This window comes from Salipiger mangrovisoli, assembly GCF_015223355.1.
GTDB lineage: Bacteria > Pseudomonadota > Alphaproteobacteria > Rhodobacterales > Rhodobacteraceae > Salipiger > Salipiger mangrovisoli.
In genome coordinates this window covers 246,070-264,612 of the sequence record NZ_JADFFK010000001.1, presented here as the reverse complement: position 1 = coordinate 264,612, position 18,543 = coordinate 246,070, and the positions used below count along the sequence as shown (strand labels likewise).

Sequence of the window (18,543 nt, the reverse complement as noted above, 5' to 3'; positions counted from 1 at the left end):
TCTCCCGTTTCCTCGCACACCCGTCCAGTCCTACCCCAGGGAACGCCCCGAATGCGACGGGTTTGCGCCCCATCAGGGCCAAATGCGACATCTTTACAGAACAGAAGCGACCTAAAGCCCTCCTTAATGTGTGTCGGTCTAGACTCTTTTCGGGGACGCAGCGCTTCCGCCGGTTCATTTCGCGTCGGCCAGAAGGGGGAGCAAATGAAAGACGTGCAACTCGAAGTCAGCGGTCGGCCTCTGGATGGTGCGGAAATCGGCGCCCTGGCCCACCTCTATCGCAGCGAAGTCTACCGCTGCACGGTCTGGCGCACCCGACTCGACACCACCACCAACTGGGCGGTCGTGACGCTGGGGGTGGCCCTGTCGATCGCCTATGCCGCGCCCGACGCCTCGCCTCTGCCGCTGGTATTGGTCGGCATCTCGAACCTGTTCTTCCTGACGCTCGAGGCGCGGCGCTACCGCTATTGCGACCTCTGGCGCTGGCGCTTCCGCTGCATGGAGGTGAATTTTTACGGGCCGATGCTCGGTCGGCCGCAAGACACCGACCGAGACTGGGCGCGGCAGCTGCGCGACGATTACGAGCGGCCCGAATTCGGCATTTCCTACCTGCACGCCATGGGGCGGCGTATCCGGCGCAGCTACCTGTGGATCATGCTGATCCAACTGCTGGCCTTTCTCGGCAAGATCACCGTCCATCCCACGCCTGTGCAGGGCTTCGAGGAGGCGATGCGGCGCGCCTCGGTCGGGGCGATCCCAGGCGAGGCGATGGCCTTCGGCGGGCTGCTCTACGCCGGCACCTTCGCCGCGCTGGCGGTCTGGAGCCTGCACGCCGACCGCCGGGCTCGGATCAAGCACGACCTGACCCTGCCCGACGCGATCTACTGACCCTGGTTAAGCGCGGATTCAGACCTGCACGGCAAGATCGGCGCAGCGGAGCCGGCCCGGTTCGGCCAGACATGCAGGAGTGACCCATGACGGCGCGCGCAATTCTTCTTCCCCTCGCTGCGGCACTGACTCTCGCCACCCCCGCAGCTGCCGAGAACAAGGTCATCTATCCTCCCGCCGATCACGGGGCCTCGGACCATGGCGGGGGTGGCGACGCGGGCGGCGGCCATGGAGATGCCGGGCACGGCGCGGTGCCCGCAAGTGCCCAAGCCACCTCCCATGGTGCCGCTCCCGAAAGCCAGTCGGGCGCGCTCTGCCAGGGGTTCGGCCCGCAAACGCCGCGCGACATCGGCAATCCCTTCGGGCGCAATCCGGTCAGCTTCGGCCTTGCGCCACCGCCCGAAGAGCTGAACCTGTGCAACATCCACACACACACCAATGCCGAGCATCTCGGCCCCGGCTTCTCGGTCTACGCCGGTCCCGACGAGCATGGCGGCTTCAAATGCGCGGGCTCGGTCAGCCTGAGTGCGGCCGAACTGTCGCGTCCCAGCGGCGGTGCCCGTTTCGAAGGGGTGGAGCCTGGCGACACGATCGAGGTGCATTGGGTCTATTCCTCCTGCGACGTGACCCCCGGCCCCGGTCTCGGCGCCTGCCTGTCAGAGGCCTGTTCCAACCCCGAGCTGCGGGTGGAATCGCAGGTCTTCCTTGTGGTGAACGACGCCAATGCGCTCGACTTCCGGGATTTCATCTACCTTGGCACCATGCGGAATGGTCGCTACCAGGCGCGGGACTTGCCCAGCGGCACCGGCACGCCGGTGGTGTTCCGCGGCTCGACGACCGGGCCGAGCTACAGCCAGCAGGTCTGCTCGCCGCTTCAGGTCACCTGGTCCGTGCGCCCGCGCTGCGCCCGGCTCGACATTTCGACGCTGGACGCCTGGGCGGCAATGGGCAACGTCTTCGAGGAAAGCCACAGCCACGGCGTGCGGCGGCTGGTCACCGCCCCCGCCCTGCTCAGCCAGATCGAGTGACCGCAAGGGGCGGACACCGGGCCAGCGCGGCATTTGCACCCGGCTGCACCCAGCCTCTTGCGCGCAAGGCCCGGCCCGCCTAAAGCAGCCGCATGACCCAGCATGATCGCCTCCTTATCATCGACTTCGGAAGCCAGGTGACGCAGCTCATCGCCCGTCGCCTGCGCGAGCTGAATGTCTACTGCGAAATTCACCCCTATCAGAACGTCACCGACGCGTTCCTGAAGGAGTTCGCCCCCAAGGCCATCGTCTTCTCCGGTGGCCCCGACAGCGTGACGCGCGAGGGCTCGCCTCGCCCGCCCAAATCCGCCTATGAGCTCGGCGTGCCGATCCTCGGCATCTGCTACGGCCAGCAGGTCATGATGCATGACCTCGGCGGCAAGGTCGAAGCCGGCCAGAGCCACACCGCCGAATTCGGCCGCGCCTATGTGACGCCGAAGGAAGACCGCCTCGACCTGCTGTCGGGCTGGTTCCTCGACGGCTCGGGCCGCGAGCAGGTGTGGATGAGCCACGGCGACCACGTCTCGGAGATCGCCCCCGGCTTCGAGGTCTACGCGACCTCCCCCGGCGCGCCCTTCGCGATCACTGCCGACGTCAGCCGCAAATTCTACGCCGTGCAGTTCCACCCCGAGGTGCACCACACCCCGAACGGCAAGACCCTGTACGAGAATTTCATCCGCGAAGCCGGCTTCACCGGCGACTGGACGATGGACGCCTACCGCGAGGAAGCGGTGCGCAAGATCCGCGAGCAGGTCGGCGCATCCAAGGTGATCTGCGCCCTCTCGGGCGGCGTCGACAGTTCGGTCACCGCGGCGCTGCTGCACGAGGCGATCGGCGATCAGCTGACCTGCGTCTTCGTCGATCACGGCCTGCTGCGCCTCAACGAGGCCGACGAGGTCGTGGCGATGTTCCGCGACCACATGAACCTCTCGGTGATCCACGCGCAGGAGCAGGACCTGTTCCTCGGCGAGCTCGAGGGCGTGTCGGACCCCGAGACCAAGCGCAAGATCATCGGCAAGCTGTTCATCGACGTGTTCCAGAAATACGCCGACCAGATCGAGGATGCGACCTTCCTCGCGCAGGGCACGCTCTATCCCGACGTGATCGAGAGCGTCAGCTTCTCGGGTGGCCCCTCGGTCACCATCAAGTCGCACCACAACGTCGGCGGCCTGCCCGAGAAGATGGGCCTCAAGCTGGTCGAGCCGCTGCGCGAGCTCTTCAAGGACGAGGTGCGCGCGCTGGGTCACGAGCTTGGCCTGCCGGCCAGCTTCATCGGCCGCCACCCCTTCCCCGGCCCGGGTCTGGCGATCCGCTGCCCCGGCGAGATCACCCGCGAGAAGCTCGACATCCTGCGCAAGGCGGATGCGGTCTACATCGACCAGATCCGCAAGCACGGTCTCTACGACGAGATCTGGCAGGCCTTCGTGGCGATCCTGCCGGTGCGCACCGTGGGCGTGATGGGCGACGGCCGCACCTACGACTACGCCTGCGCCCTGCGCGCGGTGACCTCGGTCGACGGCATGACGGCGGACTACTACCCGTTCACCCACGAGTTCCTCGGCGAGACCGCGACGCGGATCATCAACGAGGTGAAGGGCATCAACCGTTGCACCTACGACATCACCTCGAAGCCCCCGGGAACGATCGAGTGGGAATGATCTGGCAGTAGGCTGCCACACCATTCGAGAGGCCGGGATATCCCGGCCTCTCTTCGTTTGCGCAGGCGCAAGCTTCAGATCCGCAGCGAAGCCACACCCCCGCAAGCGTTGACCCGGCAAAGACCGATTGCCCCTTGCCCGTGCCGCCGCCGCGCGCCAGTGTCCGCTCCGAAGAGGACACCATGACCCCCAGACTTCTCGCGCAGCCCCGCCGCACCGCCCGCGTCAACCAAATCCAGCCGAGCCGGAGCGCGGCATGAGCGCCGTGCAGCTGACCGGGCGCATGACCGCCCCTGCCGAGCGCTGCGCCGAGGTGCGCGCGGCGATGGAAGAGCACATCCGCCTGTCCCGCGCCGAGCAGGGCTGCCTCTATTTCGAGCTGCGCGAAACCGAGAGCGGGGTGTTCGAGGTCTCCGAACTGTTCCAGAATCGCGCCGCCTTCGACGCGCATCAGACCCGCACCCGCGGCAGCGCCTGGTTCCGCGTCACCGGCGACCTGCCGCGCGACTACGACGTGGCCGACCTGTGAGCGCGTCGCCCGCCGTCCCGACCGCAGCCAATGCCGTGCCCAAGGCGGCGCTGTGGATGCTCGGATCGATCGTCTCGTTCAGCGCGATGGCGGTGGCCGGGCGCTACGTCAGCAGCGGGCTCGACACCTTCGAGATCATGCTCTACCGCTCGCTGCTCGGCGTGGCGATCATCAGCAGCATCGTGCTGCTGACGGGCAAGCGCAGGTCCGTGGCAACGCGCCACATCGGCACGCATATTATCCGTAATATCAGCCACTTCACCGGGCAGAACCTGTGGTTCTACGCGATCACGATGATCCCGCTTGCCCAGGTCTTCGCGCTGGAGTTCACCGGGCCCATCTGGGCCATGCTGCTGGCACCGCTGGTGCTGGGTGAACGGCTGACCTGGCCGCGCACGCTGGCGGCGCTGGTCGGCTTCCTCGGCATCCTGATCGTCACCCGCCCCTCGCCCGAGACGCTGTCGCCCGGCCTTTTCGCCGCCGCCGGCGCCGCCATCGGCTTTGCTGGCTCGGCGATCTTCACCCGCAAGCTCACCCGCACCGACAGCACGCTCTGCATTTTGTTCTGGCTGACCCTGACGCAGGCGATCATGGGCCTCGTCTGCGCCGGCTTCGACGGTGACATCGCCCTGCCCTCGGCCGAGGCCGTCCCGGGGGTGATCGTCATCGGCCTTGCCGGACTTTGCGCGCACTACTGCCTGACCACGGCGCTTGGCCTTGCCCCCGCCTCGGTGGTCATGCCGATCGACTTCACCCGTCTTCCGGTCATCGCGATCGTCGGAATGCTGCTCTACGCCGAGCCGCTCGACCCCTGGGTGCTGCTGGGCGCGGCGATCATCTTTGCCGCCAATTACGCCAACATCCTGCGCGAAACCCGCGCCGCCCGCGCCGGGGTTTGACGCCGGTCGCGGCCGCAAGTACCTGTCGGGGCGAATGACCCAGGAGCCGATCCATGCTGTATGAAACCGCCGCAGACTGGCGTGATGCCGCGCGCAGGCACGTGGTGCTTTTTGCCATGTCGGGGCTCGGCAAGACCCATGTTTCGTCAATGCTGCGGCAGTCCGGCGACTGGTTCCACTACTCGATCGATTACCGTATCGGCACGCGCTACATGGGCGAATACATCGCCGACAACGCCAAGGCAGAGGCGATGAAGAACCCTTTCCTGCGCGAGATGCTGCTGTCGGATTCGATCTACATCGGCTCGAACCTCAGCTTCGAGAATCTGACGCCGGTGTCGGCCTATCTTGGCAAACCGGGCGATCCGGCCAAGGGCGGCCTGCCGATTGACACCTACAAGCTGCGCCAGGAGCAGTTCCGCCGCGCCGAGGAACAGGCGCTGCTGGACACCGGCTATTTCATCGAGCGGGCACAGCAGCTCTACGGCTATCCGCATTTCGTCTGCGACACCGGCGGGTCGATCTGCGAATGGGTGGACGCCGAAAACCCCCGCGATCCGATCCTCACCGAGTTGTCCCGCCAGGCGTTGATGGTCTGGATCCGCGGCAGCGAGGCCCATACCGGAGAGTTGATCCGGCGCTTCGACCGCGCTCCGAAGCCGATGTCCTACCAACCCGAGTTTCTCGAGGCGGCATGGCGCCGCTATCTCGGCGAGACAGGGCTCTCGGAAACCACGGTGGATCCCGACGCCTTCATCCGCTGGACCTATGCGCAGGCGCTGGCGCATCGCCAGCCCCGTTACGAGGCCATGGCGCGGAACTGGGGCGTGACAGTCGAGGCTTCCGACATGGCCACGGTGCGCGACGAGGCGGATTTCGTGGCAGTGGTCGCCGCCGCCATCGACGCGAAGGCCTGAGCCCCTCAGGCAGCCGCCGTCGCGCGCGCGCTTTGCTGCGGCGCCACGTCACCGACGTTGAAGCCGCGCATGAGGTCGGACAGGCGCCCCGCGTCACCCCGCAGCATATGCGCCGCCGCGGTGCTTTGTTCGACCATGGCGGCGTTCTGCTGGGTGACCCGATCGAGATTGCTGACCCCGACGTTGATCTCGTTCAGGCCCTGCGCCTGCTCCGCGGCAACCCCGGCAATCGTTCCGACCAGCGTCGCGATCTGGCTCACCTGCGCGACCACCTCGCCAAGCGCCTCGCCCGAGCGCTCGACAAGTTCCACGCCATCCCGCACCCGGTCCGCCGAGCCGCTGATCAGCGTCTTGATCTGCTGCGCCGCGTCCGAGCTGCGCTGCGCCAGCGCGCGCACCTCGGAGGCCACCACCGCGAAACCCTTGCCCGAGGCCCCGGCGCGGGCCGCCTCGACCCCCGCGTTGAGCGCCAAAAGGTTGGTCTGGAAGGCGATGTCGTCGATCACGCCGATGATCTCGTTGATCTGCTGCGAGCTGCGCTCGATCCCGGCCATTGCCTCGATCGCCGAGCGCATGACCTCGCCGTTCTGATCTGCCAGCTTCGAGGCGGTCTGTACGCTGCCCTCGGCATCCTTCGCCGATTGCGCCGCCTCCCGCACCCGCGACAGCATCTCTTCGAGCGCCGCCGCGGTCTCTTCCAGCGTCGCCGCCTGGGTCTCGGTCCGCCGCGACAGGTCGTCAGAGGCGCGCGCGATCTCCTCGGCGCTGCTGTGGATGTTGAGCGCGCCGGAATTCACCTCGGTCATCGTGGCGCGCAGACTTTCGACCGCTCGGTTGTAATTGCCGCGCAGTTCCTCGTACTCGCCGGGAAATTCCTCGGCGATCGCGTGGTGCAGTGACCCCGCCGCCAGCGCATCAAGCGCATCGCTGAGATGGCGCACCACGCGGTTCTGCGCCTCATGGGCGCGGCCCCGCGCCTCCTGCGCCTCGCGTCCACGCGCGAGCGTTGCGGTCAGATCGGCCAGGTGCCGTGCGAGTTCGCCGAATTCGTCGCGGCGAGACTGCATCGGCAGATCCACTTCATAGTCGCCCGCCGCCACGCGGGCCATCGCGTTCTGAAGTGCGGTCAGCGGGCCGAGCACGATGCGGCGCAGCCACAGCACGACGAGCAGCAGCATCGTCACCAGCCCCCCCACCGCTGTCGCGACCATGACCGTCTTGTCACGCTCGACGACCTGCTTCATCGCGCTGTCCGTCCAGGCCATGGCAACCGCGCCGAGCGGCGCATCCTGCCCCTGGAGCACCACCGCCTCGGCGGCGAGATAGCCGCCCGCCGTGCCCGCGCGCCCGCCGCTCGACAGCGCCTCCTGCGCGATGGCAACCAGCTCGGCCTGCTGCCCGCTGGTGGTGCCGAGCTCCGCGAGGATCTGCCCGTCCGCGCCCAGGACAAGGCCGCCGAGGAGATCCGCGTCACCGCTGCCCAGCTGCTCCTCGAGCAGCGCAACGGTTCGCGCCTCGTCGCGGAAGCGCAGCGCCGGCAGCAGCGTGGCCGCCGCCGCGTTCACCGATTGCCGTGCCATGCCCGCGATGCCGGTCTGGGTCACCTTGTCGCTGAGCCGCCAGGCCTGCCAGGCCAGCAAGCAGGCCACCACCAGCGTCGAGACGATCACCAGCCCCGCCACCTTTGTGAAAACCGAAGCCGAGACACGCCGCAGCTGCGATCCTTGCAAGCCCGCGCCAAGCCGGGGAAGTCGCATTTTCATGGCAGCATCTCCGCGTCGAGCCCGACGGTCAGGGCGCCGATCGGCGCGCCGCTCTGCGGATCGGACAGGGTCACGGAAATCTGCTGCATGTAGATCTGGCTCGATTCGTCGAAATCCACGGCGCCGGCGTGCATCGCTCCGGCGCCGCGGCCATAGGTTTGAAGAAACTTGTCTTCGTCGCCTTGCCAGTAATCCGAGGTCAAATTCGACACCGCAACGTTGAGCCCGCGCGCATCCATCACGAACATCTCGCGGATCAGCCCGCCCGAAGCGGTGACCTGAGCCCGCAGCAAGTCGGCCACCGGGTTTTCCCAGACCGGTGCGATGGTCGGTATCTCGGACGCGCCGATCTCGGACATCCAGCGGGCATCCAGCTCGGCGATCTTCGCGTCGTCATACCCGGCGGTCACCGCGTTCTGGTCGCGGACCGCGGCGACAAGCGCCGGATCCTCCATCAAGGGCGTGACGTATTGCGTGACAACCGCCAACAGCGGCGGGGCGATCTGCTCGGCCCCCGCACCTGAGGCCGGGATCAACAGAAGCGCCGACACAAGGTGCAGCGCCGCGCCCTGGGCACCGACAGGGTGCCCGCACCAGGCTGAGACGGTACGGAAAAACATTGGACACCTCCGCGATTGGGACCTCTGCCCCCGTCTAGCCGGGATTCCCTCACGCCAAGTTAAGGCCGCCGATCTTCGCGCCGGTCATGCCGCGCCGCCGGCTTGCAGCCGCGCAGCGGACAGGCGAGAAGGACGGCAGCGTCACCGGAGTTCGCAATGCCCTACATAACGCTCGCCCTTGCCGTTCTGGCCGAGACCATCGGCACCGCCGCGCTGCAGGCCAGCCAGCAGTTCACCCGTCCGCTGCCCTCGCTGATCGTGGTCATCGCCTATGCCGCCGCCTTCTACCTGCTGTCGATCGTGCTGCGCGCCATGCCGGTCGGACTGGCCTACGCGATGTGGTCCGGACTGGGCATCGTCTTCATCTCGGTGATCGGGCTCGTCGCCTTCGGGCAGAAGCTCGACCTTGCGGCACTCCTCGGAATGGGGCTGATTGTTGCCGGGATCCTCGTGATTCACCTGTTTTCCGGGGCCTCTCCGCATTAAGTGCTGGCAATTTCCCCCTTCCCCGGCTAACCCGCGCGCAAACCTCCCTTCAAAGGCATTCCTATGGACCTGCGCAATATCGCGATCATCGCCCACGTTGACCATGGCAAGACCACGCTGGTGGACGAGCTGCTCAAACAGTCCGGCGCGTTCCGCGAGAACCAGGCCGTGGCCGAGCGCGCCATGGACAGCAACGATCTCGAGCGCGAGCGTGGCATCACCATCTTCGCCAAGCCGACCTCGGTCGAGTGGAAAAACACCCGCATCAACATCGTCGACACCCCCGGCCACGCCGACTTCGGCGGCGAGGTCGAGCGCATCCTGAGCATGGTGGACGGCGTGGTGCTGCTGGTGGACGCGGCCGAGGGCCCGATGCCGCAGACCAAGTTCGTGACCTCGAAGGCGCTGCGCCTCGGCCTGCGCCCGATCGTGGTGCTGAACAAGGTCGACAAGCCGGATGCCGAGCCCGACCGCGCGCTCGACGAGTGCTTCGACCTCTTCGCCTCGCTCGGCGCGGACGAGGACCAGCTCGACTTCCCGCACATGTACGCCTCGGGCCGCAACGGCTGGGCCGATGCCGAGCTCGACGGGCCGCGCAAGAACCTCGACGCGCTGTTCCGCCTGATCGTCGACCACGTGCCCGCGCCGCGCCAGATCAAGCACCAGGACGAAGACTTCCGCATGCTGGCCACCACGCTCGGCTCCGACCCCTTCGTCGGCCGCCTGCTGACCGGCCGCATCGAGTCCGGCCGCGTCAAGGTCGGCCAGACCGTGCAGGCGATCAGCCGCATCGGCCAGAAGATCGAACAGTTCCGCGTCACCCGCGTGCAGGCCTTCCGTGGCCTCGCGCAGGCGGACATCGACGAGGGCCTCGCGGGCGACATCGTCTCGCTCGCCGGCATGACCAAGGCGACCGTGGCCGACACCATCTGCGCACTGGCCGTCGACGAGCCGCTCGACGCCCAGCCGATCGATCCGCCGACCATCACCGTGACCTTCGGCATCAACGACAGCCCGCTCGCCGGCCGCGACGGCAAGAAGGTGCAGTCGCGCGTCATCCGCGAGCGCCTGATGAAGGAAGCCGAGGGCAACGTGGCGATCAAGATCGCCGACACCCCCGGTGGCGAGGCCTTCGAGGTCTCGGGCCGCGGCGAACTGCAGATGGGCGTTCTCATCGAGAACATGCGCCGCGAGGGCTTCGAGCTGTCGATCTCGCGCCCGCAGGTGATCATGAAAGATGATGGCGGCACCCGCATGGAGCCGGTCGAGGAAGTCACCATCGACGTGGATGACGAATACACCGGCGCGGTGATCGAGAAGATCACCGGCCCGCGCAAGGGCGAGCTGGTCGAGATGAAGCCCGCCGGTGCCGGCAAGACCCGCATCGTGGCCCATGTGCCCTCGCGCGGCCTGATCGGCTACCACGGCGAGTTCCTCACCGACACCCGCGGCACCGGCGTGCTGAACCGCACCTTCCATGGCTGGACCCCGCACAAGGGCGCCATCGAGGGCCGCCGCGCCGGCGTGCTGATCTCGATGGAGAACGGCGAGGCCGTGGCCTATGCGCTGTGGAACCTCGAGGACCGCGGCAAGATGTTCCTCGGAGCGCAGGCGCCGGTCTACCAGGGCATGATCATCGGCGAGCACAGCCGCGACAACGACCTGGAAGTGAACCCGCTGAAGGGCAAGAAGCTGACCAACGTGCGGGCCTCGGGCACCGACGAAGCGGTCCGCCTGACCACGCCGATCACCCTGTCGCTGGAAGAGGCCATCGCCTACATTAACGACGACGAGCTGGTGGAAGTGACGCCGAACGCGATCCGCCTGCGCAAGCGCTACCTCGACCCGCACGAGCGCAAGCGCCAGTCGCGCAGCCAGTAAACCGCAGGACGCGGGGGCCCTGCCCCCGCGCAGGGAAAAGGCGGGGGCTCTGCCCCCGGACCCCCGGCGTATTTGGAAAGAGAAGAAATTGCGAGCGCGGTCCCCTTGCGGGGGCCGCGCTTTTTTCATGCCCGGCGGGCCCGGCTCAGCCGAAGGGGCCGCGGAAGATGAAGAAGGCGCCGAGGGCGATGAAACCGAAGCCGACCGCGTGGTTGAGCGTCAGCGGCTCCTTCAGCCAGAAGGCCGAGAAGCCGGCGAAGACCACCAGCGTGATGACTTCCTGCAGGGTTTTCAGCTCGGCGGCGGAATAGACGCGGTGGCCGAGCCGGTTGGCCGGCACCGCGAGCCAGTATTCCACCAGCGCGATGCCCCAGCTGATGAAGACCACGGCCCAGAGCGGCGCGCCGGGAAAGCGCAGATGCCCGTACCAGGCCATGGTCATGAAGAGATTGGAGGCCACCAGCAGCAGCACCGGCAGCAGATGCGCGAGGCTCAATCCCGGTTTACTCGGTGGTCTCGACGATCAGCAGCTCGCGTTCGGACGCGCCGCGGGCGTGGCCCAGGGCCTCCTGGTACTCGGGCGAGTGGTAGCAGGCCTCGGCCGCCTCGACCGAGGGGAATTTCGCCACGACGTTGCGCGGGCGGTCCCTGCCCTCGAGCTGCACGTAGCGCCCGCCGCGGGCGATGAAGGCCCCGCCGTGCTTGGCGATCGCGGGACCGGCGAGCTTGGCGTATTTGCCGTAGGCGTCCTCGTCCGTGACGGTGACATGGGCGATCCAGAGAGCGGGCATCAGAGTCCTTCCACGATGACGAGGTCGCGCAGCGAGGCGCGCAGGGCGATGGGCAGGATGCGCTGGTACTCGGGCGAGTTGTACCAGCGTTCGGCCGCGATGCGGCTGGGGAATTCCACCACCACGTGACGGCCCGGCCCCGTGCCTTCGACGAAGGCCTGCGGGCCGCCCTTCACAAGGAAACGCCCGCCGAATTTCTCGGCGAGCGCAACGGTTTGGCCAGCATAGACGGCATAGTCCTCGGGGTCGGTGACCTCGATGCGGGCGATCATGTAAGCGGTCATAAGCTCCTCCCTAAGCTTTTGATCAGCCTGCCAGCACCGCCTCGGCCGCCGCGATGGCTGCCTCGGCTTCGCTGGCGTCCCTGGCGCCGCCCTGGGCAAGGTCGGGACGGCCGCCGCCGCCCTTGCCGCCGAGCGCCGCCACCGCCGCCTTGACCACATCCACCGCCGAGACGGTGGCCTTGAGGTCCTCGGTCACACCCGCGGCCACGGCCACCTTGTCGCCGGTGTCGGCGATCAACAGCACCACGCCGGAGCCGAGCCGCGACTTGTGCTCGTCGATCAGCGGCGGCAGGTCCTTGCCCTGCACGCCCGAGAGCAGCTGGCCAACGAACTTCATGCCGTTCACCTCGCGCGCCTCGGCACCGCCGCCCTGCCCGGCGCCGCCGGACATGGCGAGCTCGCGGCGCAGCTGGGCGACCTCGTTCTCGAGCTTGCGGCGCTCGTCGAGCAGCGCGGCGACGCGGGTGACCGCCTCTTCGCCCGAAGCCTTGAGCAGCCCCTCGATGCCCGAGAGCGCCTTGTCGCGGCCGCGCAGCGCGGCCATGGCGGCCTCGCCGGTCAGTGCCTCGATGCGGCGAACGCCGGCCGAGGAGGCGGATTCCGAGGTCAGGGCGAACATGCCGATGTCACCGGTCTGGGCGACATGGGTGCCGCCGCAGAGTTCGAGCGAATAGGTCTGCCCGTCCGAGCCCTTGCCCGAGCCCGAGAGCGTGCCCATCGAGACCACGCGCACCTCGTCGCCGTATTTCTCGCCGAAGAGCGCCTGGGCGCCGAGCGCGCGGGCGTCGTCGGGGGTCATGATCCGCGTGCTCACCGCCGAGTTCTGGCGGATGAAGGCGTTTACCTCGGTCTCGACCTGCGCGATCTCGGCGGCGCTCAGCGCCTTGGTGTGCGAGAAGTCGAAACGCAGGCGGTCGGGCGCGTTGAGCGAGCCGCGCTGCGCGACGTGATCGCCCAGCGCACGGCGCAGCGCCTCGTGCAGCAGGTGGGTCGCCGAGTGGTTGGCGCGGATCTTGCCGCGGCGCTTGTGGTCGACCTCGACGGCCACCGCATCGCCCTTGGCGAAGGTGCCCGACTTCACGGTGACCATATGGCCGGTGAGCTTGCCGCCCGCCAGCTTCTGCGCGTCGGTGACCTCGGCCTGGTCGTCCTCGTCCTCGAGCCGGCGCAGCCAGCCCTTGTCGCCGACCTGGCCGCCGCTCTCGCCATAGAAGGGCGTCTGGTTCAGCACGGCCCAGCCGCTTTCCCCTTCCGCCAGCTTGTCGACAAGGGCGCCGTCCTTAACCAGCGCGAGGATCTGGGCCTCGGCGGTCTCGGCATCATAGCCGAGGAAGTCGGTCGCGCCCTTCTCTTCGGCGATGTCGTACCAGAGGGTGAGATCCGCCGCTTCGCCCGAGCCGGACCAGGCCGCGCGGGCCTTGGCCTTCTGCTCGGCCATGGACTTGTCGAAGCCCTCGGTGTCGACCTCGCGGCCGCGCTCGCGCAGGGCGTCCTGCGTGAGGTCCAGCGGGAAGCCGTAGGTGTCATAGAGCTTGAAGGCCGCCTCGCCGGGCAGCTTGGCGCCCTCGCCGAGGCCGACCAGCTCGTCGTCGAGCAGCTTGAGGCCGCGGTCGAGGGTCTGCTTGAAGCGGGTTTCCTCCAGCTTCAGCGTCTCCTCGATCAGCGCCTGCGCGCGGTGCAGCTCGGGATAGGCCGCGCCCATCTGGCGCACCAGCGCCGGGACGAGCCGGTACATCACCGGATCCTTGGCACCGAGCATGTGCGCGTGGCGCATGGCGCGGCGCATGATCCGGCGCAGCACGTAGCCGCGGCCGTCGTTCGAGGGCATCACGCCGTCGGCGATCAGGAAGGAGGTCGAGCGCAGGTGGTCGGCGATCACCCGGTGGTGGGTCTTGCCGGGACCGTCGGGATCGCTGCTGGTGGCGTCGGCCGACGCCTCGATCAGCGCGCGCATCAGGTCGGTGGCGTAGTTGTCATTGGTGCCCTGAAGCAGCGCCGCAACCCGCTCGATGCCCATGCCGGTGTCGATCGACTGCATGTCGAGCGCGCGCATCGAGCCGTCCTCGAACTGCTCGTTCTGCATGAAGACGACGTTCCAGATCTCGATGAAGCGGTCGCCGTCCTCCTCGGGCGAGCCCGGAGGGCCACCCCAGAACTTTTCGCCATGGTCGAAGAAGATCTCGGTGCAGGGGCCGCAGGGGCCGGTCGGCCCCATCTGCCAGAAGTTGTCCGAGGTGGCGATGCGGATGATCCGGCTTTCCGGCACGCCGATCTTCTTCCACAGCTCGTAGGCCTCGTCATCGGTGTGATAGACGGTGGTGTAGAGGCGCTCGGGCGAGATGTCGAAGTGCTTGGTCACCAGGTCCCAGGCAAAGGGGATCGCTTCGGCCTTGAAGTAGTCGCCGAAGGAGAAGTTGCCGAGCATCTCGAAGAAGGTGTGGTGCCGCGCGGTGTAGCCCACGTTGTCGAGGTCGTTGTGCTTGCCGCCGGCGCGCACGCATTTCTGTGCGGTGGTGGCGCGCTTGTAGTCACGGCTCTCGACCCCGGTGAAGCAGTTCTTGAACTGCACCATGCCGGAGTTGGTGAACATCAGCGTGGGGTCGTTGCGGGGGACAAGCGGGCTCGAGGGCACGATCTCGTGGCCCTGCTTGGCGAAGTAGTTCAGAAACGTCGAGCGAATGTCGTTCAGCGTGGGCATGGGTGTTCTCTTGCGCCTCGTCTGCGGGTTCCGGACGGGTGTATATCCCCATAAGGTCCCTGTCCATAAGCCGCCCGCGAAAAGCGCGACCGCAGGACGGTTGCGCAGCCAGAGCCGCTATGCCCGCCGCACCCTCTGCCCCGGCATCGCCTCGTCGGCGACCAGCCAGAGGCCCGAGCCGATGACCAGCGCCGCCCCCAGCATGCTGCCGAGGCTTGGCAGCTCGCCGAAGCCGAACGCGCCGATCCCCACCATCCAGACGAATTGCAGGTTCATCAGCGGTGTCGCCACATAGGCCGGAAGCAGCCGCAGCGCCTCGACCGAGACGAGCCGCGCGCCGAAAAGCAAAAGCGCGTAGCCCGCGACCCAGAGCCAGTCCGAGGGCGGCATCGGCTGCCAGACGAAGGGCAGCGCCGCGCCCATGACCAGCGCCAGCGCGAGATTGGGCCAGAAGACCTGCGCCAGCGGCTTGCGCTCGCGCCGCGCGATGGCACGGGCCGCGACCATCGCGCCGGTCCCGGCGAACGCCGCGAGCAGCGCCCAGAGATGCCCGGCATCCAGCCCGGCGCGCCCCTCGGGCACAAGGAAGAGCAGGCCGCAGGCCCCCGCCGCCACCGCGAGCCAGGCCGCCGGGCGCAGCGGCTCTCCCAGCACCGGACCGGAAAGCGCGGCGGCGATGATCGGCATGAGCCCGATGAAGACAAACACATCGGCAAAGGGCAGATGCCGGAATGCCATGTAGAAGGCGATTGCCGCCACCACCGTCAGCAGCGCGCGCAGCACCATCGTGCCCCGGCTTTGCAGGCTCAGTCCCTCGCGCACCGAGCCCTGTCCGGCCGCGGCGCAGGCCGAAAGGCAAAGCACCAGCGCCGAGGACAGCGCAAAGAACTGCGGGGCCGCATAGCCGCCCGACATCAGCTTGGTGATCCCGTCCGCCGCGGCGATCAGCGCGGTGTAGAGCGCGACGAGCCCCGCGCCGGTCAGCGCCGCGCCCGACGTCCTCATGACTGCCGGGCCCGGACGAAGCCCTCGAAGAAGGCGTCGAAATGCGCAGAGCCCAGCGCCATTTCGTCCAGCAGGCCGCGCACCATCGGCGACAGCGCCGCGCCCATGCGGCGGCGCATCACACCCCAGTCGGCGCAGCGACCGCCCTGCATGGCATAGAGCGCCCGCGACAGCTCGCGCAGCGGCGCAGCCTCGCTCGCGGCGCGGTCGAACCGCATGTGCCCGGCTTCGAGCGGCTTGCGGAAAGGGTCTTCCCCCGCCACCGCGCGCTGCCAGTTGCAGACCAGAAAGTCGTGGTAGCCGTCCTGCACCGGGCCATCCGGACCCGACGCGACGCGGAACAGATGCGTCTCGCGGCTCAGCCAGCCGGTCCAGAGCACGGGCGGGACCTCCCCCGCGTAGCGTAGCGCGATGCAGACTTCAGCCAGCAGGTCGGAATTCTGTTCAAGATAGGCAAGATTTCCCGCGAAATGCAGGCTGGTCCGCGCCGCCTCGTCGAGCTGCGGATCGCGCCGCCCGTATTCACTGAGGTAGAAGACGATATGGCTGAGCTCATAGGCCGCTTTCTTGTTCGGCAGCGCGAAGGTGCCGGGGCGGGCGCAGAAGGCACGCAGCCGGTCCTCAAGGCCGGTATCCTTGCGGCCGGCAAGGCCGCGCCGCGCCAGCAGCCGCCGCGCCTCCATGCGTTGCAGATCCGAAAGCTCGGCCGCAGGCAGATCCGCGTCGCGGATGCTCTGCGCCATGCGCAGCCCGGTGTCGCCGGCCATCCCGAGGTCCTCGAGGTCGAGCACCATTGACAGCAAGAAGCGGTAATACTGCGGAAAGAAGCCCAGCCGTGCCTCGGCCGTGGCGTAGAACCCCGCATGCGGCTGCAGCGCCTGCGTACCGATCCCGCCCCCGCCCGACGCACGGGTGCATTCGAGGATGTTCAGGAGCTCGGCATTCTCCTTCAGCCAGAACACGTCCTCCTCGCTGCGGCGGTGGCGTGCGAAACAGGTAACCAGCGCGGCGATGCGCACGTCGGGCGCGGCGAGCCGCGGCATCGGACGGAGAGCGACGACAGTGGACATGCGGACGGACCTTTCCTGCGCGGGGCCCGGATGGGCGAAGGGTAAAGCCGGCAGGCGGGCACCCTGTCGGTACCCGCCCCGAGGCGGCGTCAGGCCCCCGAGGTGAAGAGCGCGGTGGCTTCCCCCGCGGCGAGTTCCGAGCGCAGCGGCCCGGCCCCGGAGGTGAAAAGCCCGACCGCCTCGCCCGAGGTGATCCGCGACGCGCTCACCGGGCCTGCCCCCGAAGTGAACAGCGCGGCGCCCTCGCCCGAGGCGATCGCGGTGCCCGCCGGGGCAGCCCCGGAGGTGAACATCTCGACAGCCTCGCCGAGCAGCGCCTGCGCCCCGGCCGGCGCGGCCCCCGAGGTGAACATCGCGCAGCCCTCGCCGCCGAAGAGATCGCAATCGGTCGCGGCTTGAGCTTCCTCGGTCACGGTGTGCTTGAGTTGAGCAGTCATGGAAGACCTCCTGGTTGGATTGGCACTGGAAACGTGCTTCAGGGTTTCTTGCGATGATTGCTTCAGGCAATATGGTTTCTTGTTAAGGTAGATTAATACCGGAGTTCTTCACAGAAACAATGAGTTACAATATGGTCGCAATTCGCGACAATCACGCTTCCCCACAGAAAATAATTTTCTGGGGATAGTTTCCCTAGCGTCACCAAAATTCGGAAATTGACCTCGAATCGCACCGCGATCTGGCCGAATCGCCGGCGAATCGGAACAGCCGGCCTTGTCCCCCCGCCGGCTTTGCGCGATAGCTGGCGCAACTTCCGGAGGGCACCAGATGAAGATCGCCACCTTCAACATCAACGGCATCAAGGCGCGCGTCGGCGCGCTGGCGGACTGGCTCGACGAGGCGCAGCCGGATGTCGCGCTGCTGCAGGAGATCAAGTCGGTCGACGAGGCCTTCCCCCGCGAGCTTTTCGAGGAGCGCGGCTACAACGTCGAAACCCACGGCATGAAGAGCTTCAATGGCGTGGCGATCCTCTCCAAGCACCCGCTCGAGGACGTCAGCCGCGGCCTGCCCGGCGACGACAGCGACGAGCAGGCGCGCTGGATCGAGGCGACGGTCGTGGGCGAGACGGCGGCGGTGCGCCTCTGCGGGCTCTACCTGCCGAACGGCAACCCGGTGGAGTTCGACGCCGAGGGTCAGCCGATCCGCGATGGCAAATACGGCTACAAGCTGGATTGGATGGACCGGCTGCATGCCCGCGCGCAGCAGCTTCTGGCCGACGAGACCCCTGCCCTGATGGCGGGCGACTACAACATCATCCCGCAGGCCGAGGACGCCGCCAAGCCGCAGGCCTGGGAGAAAGACGCGCTCTATCTGCAGCAGAGCCGCGACGCCTTCCGCCGCATTCTCAACCTCGGCTTCACCGAGGCGTTCCGGGCCCGCGTGCAGGGACCGGGGCACTATTCCTTCTGGGATTACCAGGCCGGGGCGTGGCAGCGGAACAACGGCATCCGCATCGACCACGTGCTGATGACGCCGTCCTGCGCCGACCTGATGGTGGATTGCGGCATCGACCGCGACATCCGCGGCCGCGACAAGCCGTCGGACCACGTGCCGGTCTGGGTCGAGCTGGCGCTCTGAGCCGCCGCCCGAGACGCCCGAGGGACGCCCCAGAGACGCCACGCCCCCGATCCGAGCCCACGGGCCCCGCTTGCACCGGCGCGGTGCCCGTCTTACATCTGAGTAGAACAGTCTGACAGCGGAGTCCGCCCACATGGCAATAGAAGCGACGGAGATCGAACAGCTCATCCGCGCCGCCTTCCCCGAGGCCAAGATCACCATCACCGACCTCGCAGGCGACGGCAATCACTACGCCGCAGAGGTCATCGACGAGAGTTTCCGCGGCCAGAACCGCGTCCAGCAGCAGCGCGCGGTCTATGCGGCGCTGAAGGGCAAGATGGACGGCAATCACGGCGAGCTGCACGCGCTGGCGCTCACCACCAAGGCCCCCGACTAAGACACCTACCAAAGACAGCCATCCAGGCCGCGCGCCAGCGCCTCGCGACCGACCGGCGCGCGCAGACAGGAGACA

Annotated in this window: 19 protein-coding genes; 10 read left to right on the top strand and 9 right to left on the bottom strand. The window is 67.7% G+C overall.

The genetic code is table 11. The features are described from left to right. Positions 1-204: 204 nt before the first annotated feature. The 6 genes from IQ782_RS01310 (at position 205) to IQ782_RS01285 (ending at position 5,919) form a co-directional block, all read left to right on the top strand. A complete protein-coding gene (locus IQ782_RS01310) occupies positions 205-888 on the top strand; it encodes a DUF2270 domain-containing protein (protein ID WP_194132801.1) in 684 nt (227 codons plus the stop codon). 86 nt (positions 889-974) lie between these two features. Beyond that, the gene (locus IQ782_RS01305) at positions 975-1,916 is read left to right on the top strand and encodes a delta-class carbonic anhydrase (RefSeq protein ID WP_194132800.1); all 942 of its coding nucleotides are present in this window, start codon (positions 975-977) and stop codon (positions 1,914-1,916) included. Between the two features lie 92 nt (positions 1,917-2,008). Beyond that, complete coding sequence (guaA, locus tag IQ782_RS01300) at positions 2,009-3,574, top strand: glutamine-hydrolyzing GMP synthase (protein WP_194132799.1); 1,566 nt, start codon at positions 2,009-2,011, stop codon at positions 3,572-3,574. Positions 3,575-3,830: 256 nt separating this feature from the next. After that, positions 3,831-4,103 (top strand): putative quinol monooxygenase, encoded by a 273-nt coding sequence (locus IQ782_RS01295; RefSeq protein ID WP_194132798.1) that lies wholly within the window; start codon positions 3,831-3,833, stop codon positions 4,101-4,103. Then, entirely contained in the window at positions 4,100-5,002 is a 903-nt protein-coding gene (locus tag IQ782_RS01290; RefSeq protein WP_338092530.1) for a DMT family transporter, read from the top strand. The genes IQ782_RS01295 and IQ782_RS01290 overlap by 4 nt, the downstream gene beginning before the upstream one ends. Positions 5,003-5,055: 53 nt before the next feature. After that, positions 5,056-5,919, top strand: coding sequence for an ATPase (locus tag IQ782_RS01285; protein WP_194132797.1), 864 nt, complete (start codon positions 5,056-5,058; stop codon positions 5,917-5,919). A gap of 5 nt (positions 5,920-5,924) precedes the next feature. Here IQ782_RS01285 and IQ782_RS01280 read toward each other — a convergent pair whose 3' ends face one another. Together IQ782_RS01280 and IQ782_RS01275 are read right to left on the bottom strand one after the other, a co-directional pair. Continuing rightward, the gene (locus tag IQ782_RS01280) at positions 5,925-7,682 is read right to left on the bottom strand and encodes a methyl-accepting chemotaxis protein (protein WP_194132796.1); all 1,758 of its coding nucleotides are present in this window, start codon (positions 7,680-7,682) and stop codon (positions 5,925-5,927) included. Continuing rightward, positions 7,679-8,302, bottom strand: coding sequence for a hypothetical protein (locus tag IQ782_RS01275; protein ID WP_194132795.1), 624 nt, complete (start codon positions 8,300-8,302; stop codon positions 7,679-7,681). Before IQ782_RS01275 ends, IQ782_RS01280 begins: the two co-directional genes overlap by 4 nt. Positions 8,303-8,458: 156 nt before the next feature. Between IQ782_RS01275 and IQ782_RS01270 the strand changes: the two genes are divergently transcribed. Beyond that, positions 8,459-8,788, top strand: coding sequence for an SMR family transporter (locus IQ782_RS01270; protein ID WP_194132794.1), 330 nt, complete (start codon positions 8,459-8,461; stop codon positions 8,786-8,788). Positions 8,789-8,851: 63 nt separating this feature from the next. Beyond that, complete coding sequence (gene typA, locus IQ782_RS01265) at positions 8,852-10,669, top strand: translational GTPase TypA (RefSeq protein ID WP_194132793.1); 1,818 nt, start codon at positions 8,852-8,854, stop codon at positions 10,667-10,669. 145 nt (positions 10,670-10,814) lie between these two features. Here the strand turns inward: typA and IQ782_RS01260 are convergent, their stop codons facing one another. The 7 genes from IQ782_RS01260 to IQ782_RS01230 form a co-directional block, all read right to left on the bottom strand. Next, positions 10,815-11,165: a DMT family protein gene (locus tag IQ782_RS01260; protein WP_194132792.1), complete on the bottom strand. Its 351-nt coding sequence runs from the start codon at positions 11,163-11,165 to the stop codon at positions 10,815-10,817. A gap of 7 nt (positions 11,166-11,172) precedes the next feature. Further along, positions 11,173-11,460, bottom strand: a complete 288-nt coding sequence (locus IQ782_RS01255; protein WP_194132791.1) for a DUF1330 domain-containing protein — start codon at positions 11,458-11,460, stop codon at positions 11,173-11,175. Then, positions 11,460-11,744: a DUF1330 domain-containing protein gene (locus IQ782_RS01250; protein WP_194132790.1), complete on the bottom strand. Its 285-nt coding sequence runs from the start codon at positions 11,742-11,744 to the stop codon at positions 11,460-11,462. Before IQ782_RS01250 ends, IQ782_RS01255 begins: the two co-directional genes overlap by 1 nt. 22 nt (positions 11,745-11,766) lie before the next feature. Then, positions 11,767-14,442, bottom strand: coding sequence for an alanine--tRNA ligase (gene alaS, locus IQ782_RS01245; RefSeq protein WP_194132789.1), 2,676 nt, complete (start codon positions 14,440-14,442; stop codon positions 11,767-11,769). 117 nt (positions 14,443-14,559) lie between these two features. Further along, positions 14,560-15,447: a DMT family transporter gene (locus tag IQ782_RS01240; RefSeq protein WP_194132788.1), complete on the bottom strand. Its 888-nt coding sequence runs from the start codon at positions 15,445-15,447 to the stop codon at positions 14,560-14,562. Further along, positions 15,444-16,517, bottom strand: coding sequence for a DUF6902 family protein (locus IQ782_RS01235; protein ID WP_194132787.1), 1,074 nt, complete (start codon positions 16,515-16,517; stop codon positions 15,444-15,446). Before IQ782_RS01235 ends, IQ782_RS01240 begins: the two co-directional genes overlap by 4 nt. 89 nt (positions 16,518-16,606) lie before the next feature. Next, positions 16,607-16,954, bottom strand: coding sequence for a DUF6749 family protein (locus IQ782_RS01230; protein WP_194132786.1), 348 nt, complete (start codon positions 16,952-16,954; stop codon positions 16,607-16,609). Between the two features lie 328 nt (positions 16,955-17,282). On the opposite strand from IQ782_RS01230, the gene xth reads away from it, so the two are divergent. After that, the gene (gene xth / locus IQ782_RS01225; protein ID WP_194132785.1) at positions 17,283-18,092 is read left to right on the top strand and encodes an exodeoxyribonuclease III; all 810 of its coding nucleotides are present in this window, start codon (positions 17,283-17,285) and stop codon (positions 18,090-18,092) included. A 133-nt stretch (positions 18,093-18,225) separates the two neighbouring features. Continuing rightward, a complete protein-coding gene (locus tag IQ782_RS01220; RefSeq protein ID WP_164195384.1) occupies positions 18,226-18,468 on the top strand; it encodes a BolA/IbaG family iron-sulfur metabolism protein in 243 nt (80 codons plus the stop codon). The last annotated feature ends 75 nt before the right edge of the window (positions 18,469-18,543 follow it).

Coding starts and splice junctions, on each gene's coding strand:
- IQ782_RS01295 (WP_194132798.1), top strand. CDS start 3,831: ATGAGCGCCGTGCAGCTGACCGGGCGCATGACCGCCCCTGCCGAGCGC.
- typA (WP_194132793.1), top strand. CDS start 8,852: ATGGACCTGCGCAATATCGCGATCATCGCCCACGTTGACCATGGCAAG.
- IQ782_RS01255 (WP_194132791.1), bottom strand. CDS start 11,460: ATGCCCGCTCTCTGGATCGCCCATGTCACCGTCACGGACGAGGACGCC.
- IQ782_RS01275 (WP_194132795.1), bottom strand. CDS start 8,302: ATGTTTTTCCGTACCGTCTCAGCCTGGTGCGGGCACCCTGTCGGTGCC.
- IQ782_RS01310 (WP_194132801.1), top strand. CDS start 205: ATGAAAGACGTGCAACTCGAAGTCAGCGGTCGGCCTCTGGATGGTGCG.
- IQ782_RS01305 (WP_194132800.1), top strand. CDS start 975: ATGACGGCGCGCGCAATTCTTCTTCCCCTCGCTGCGGCACTGACTCTC.
- xth (WP_194132785.1), top strand. CDS start 17,283: ATGAAGATCGCCACCTTCAACATCAACGGCATCAAGGCGCGCGTCGGC.
- IQ782_RS01220 (WP_164195384.1), top strand. CDS start 18,226: ATGGCAATAGAAGCGACGGAGATCGAACAGCTCATCCGCGCCGCCTTC.
- IQ782_RS01270 (WP_194132794.1), top strand. CDS start 8,459: ATGCCCTACATAACGCTCGCCCTTGCCGTTCTGGCCGAGACCATCGGC.
- IQ782_RS01235 (WP_194132787.1), bottom strand. CDS start 16,517: ATGTCCACTGTCGTCGCTCTCCGTCCGATGCCGCGGCTCGCCGCGCCC.
- IQ782_RS01285 (WP_194132797.1), top strand. CDS start 5,056: ATGCTGTATGAAACCGCCGCAGACTGGCGTGATGCCGCGCGCAGGCAC.
- IQ782_RS01250 (WP_194132790.1), bottom strand. CDS start 11,744: ATGACCGCTTACATGATCGCCCGCATCGAGGTCACCGACCCCGAGGAC.
- IQ782_RS01230 (WP_194132786.1), bottom strand. CDS start 16,954: ATGACTGCTCAACTCAAGCACACCGTGACCGAGGAAGCTCAAGCCGCG.
- IQ782_RS01280 (WP_194132796.1), bottom strand. CDS start 7,682: ATGAAAATGCGACTTCCCCGGCTTGGCGCGGGCTTGCAAGGATCGCAG.
- guaA (WP_194132799.1), top strand. CDS start 2,009: ATGACCCAGCATGATCGCCTCCTTATCATCGACTTCGGAAGCCAGGTG.
- IQ782_RS01240 (WP_194132788.1), bottom strand. CDS start 15,447: ATGAGGACGTCGGGCGCGGCGCTGACCGGCGCGGGGCTCGTCGCGCTC.
- alaS (WP_194132789.1), bottom strand. CDS start 14,442: ATGCCCACGCTGAACGACATTCGCTCGACGTTTCTGAACTACTTCGCC.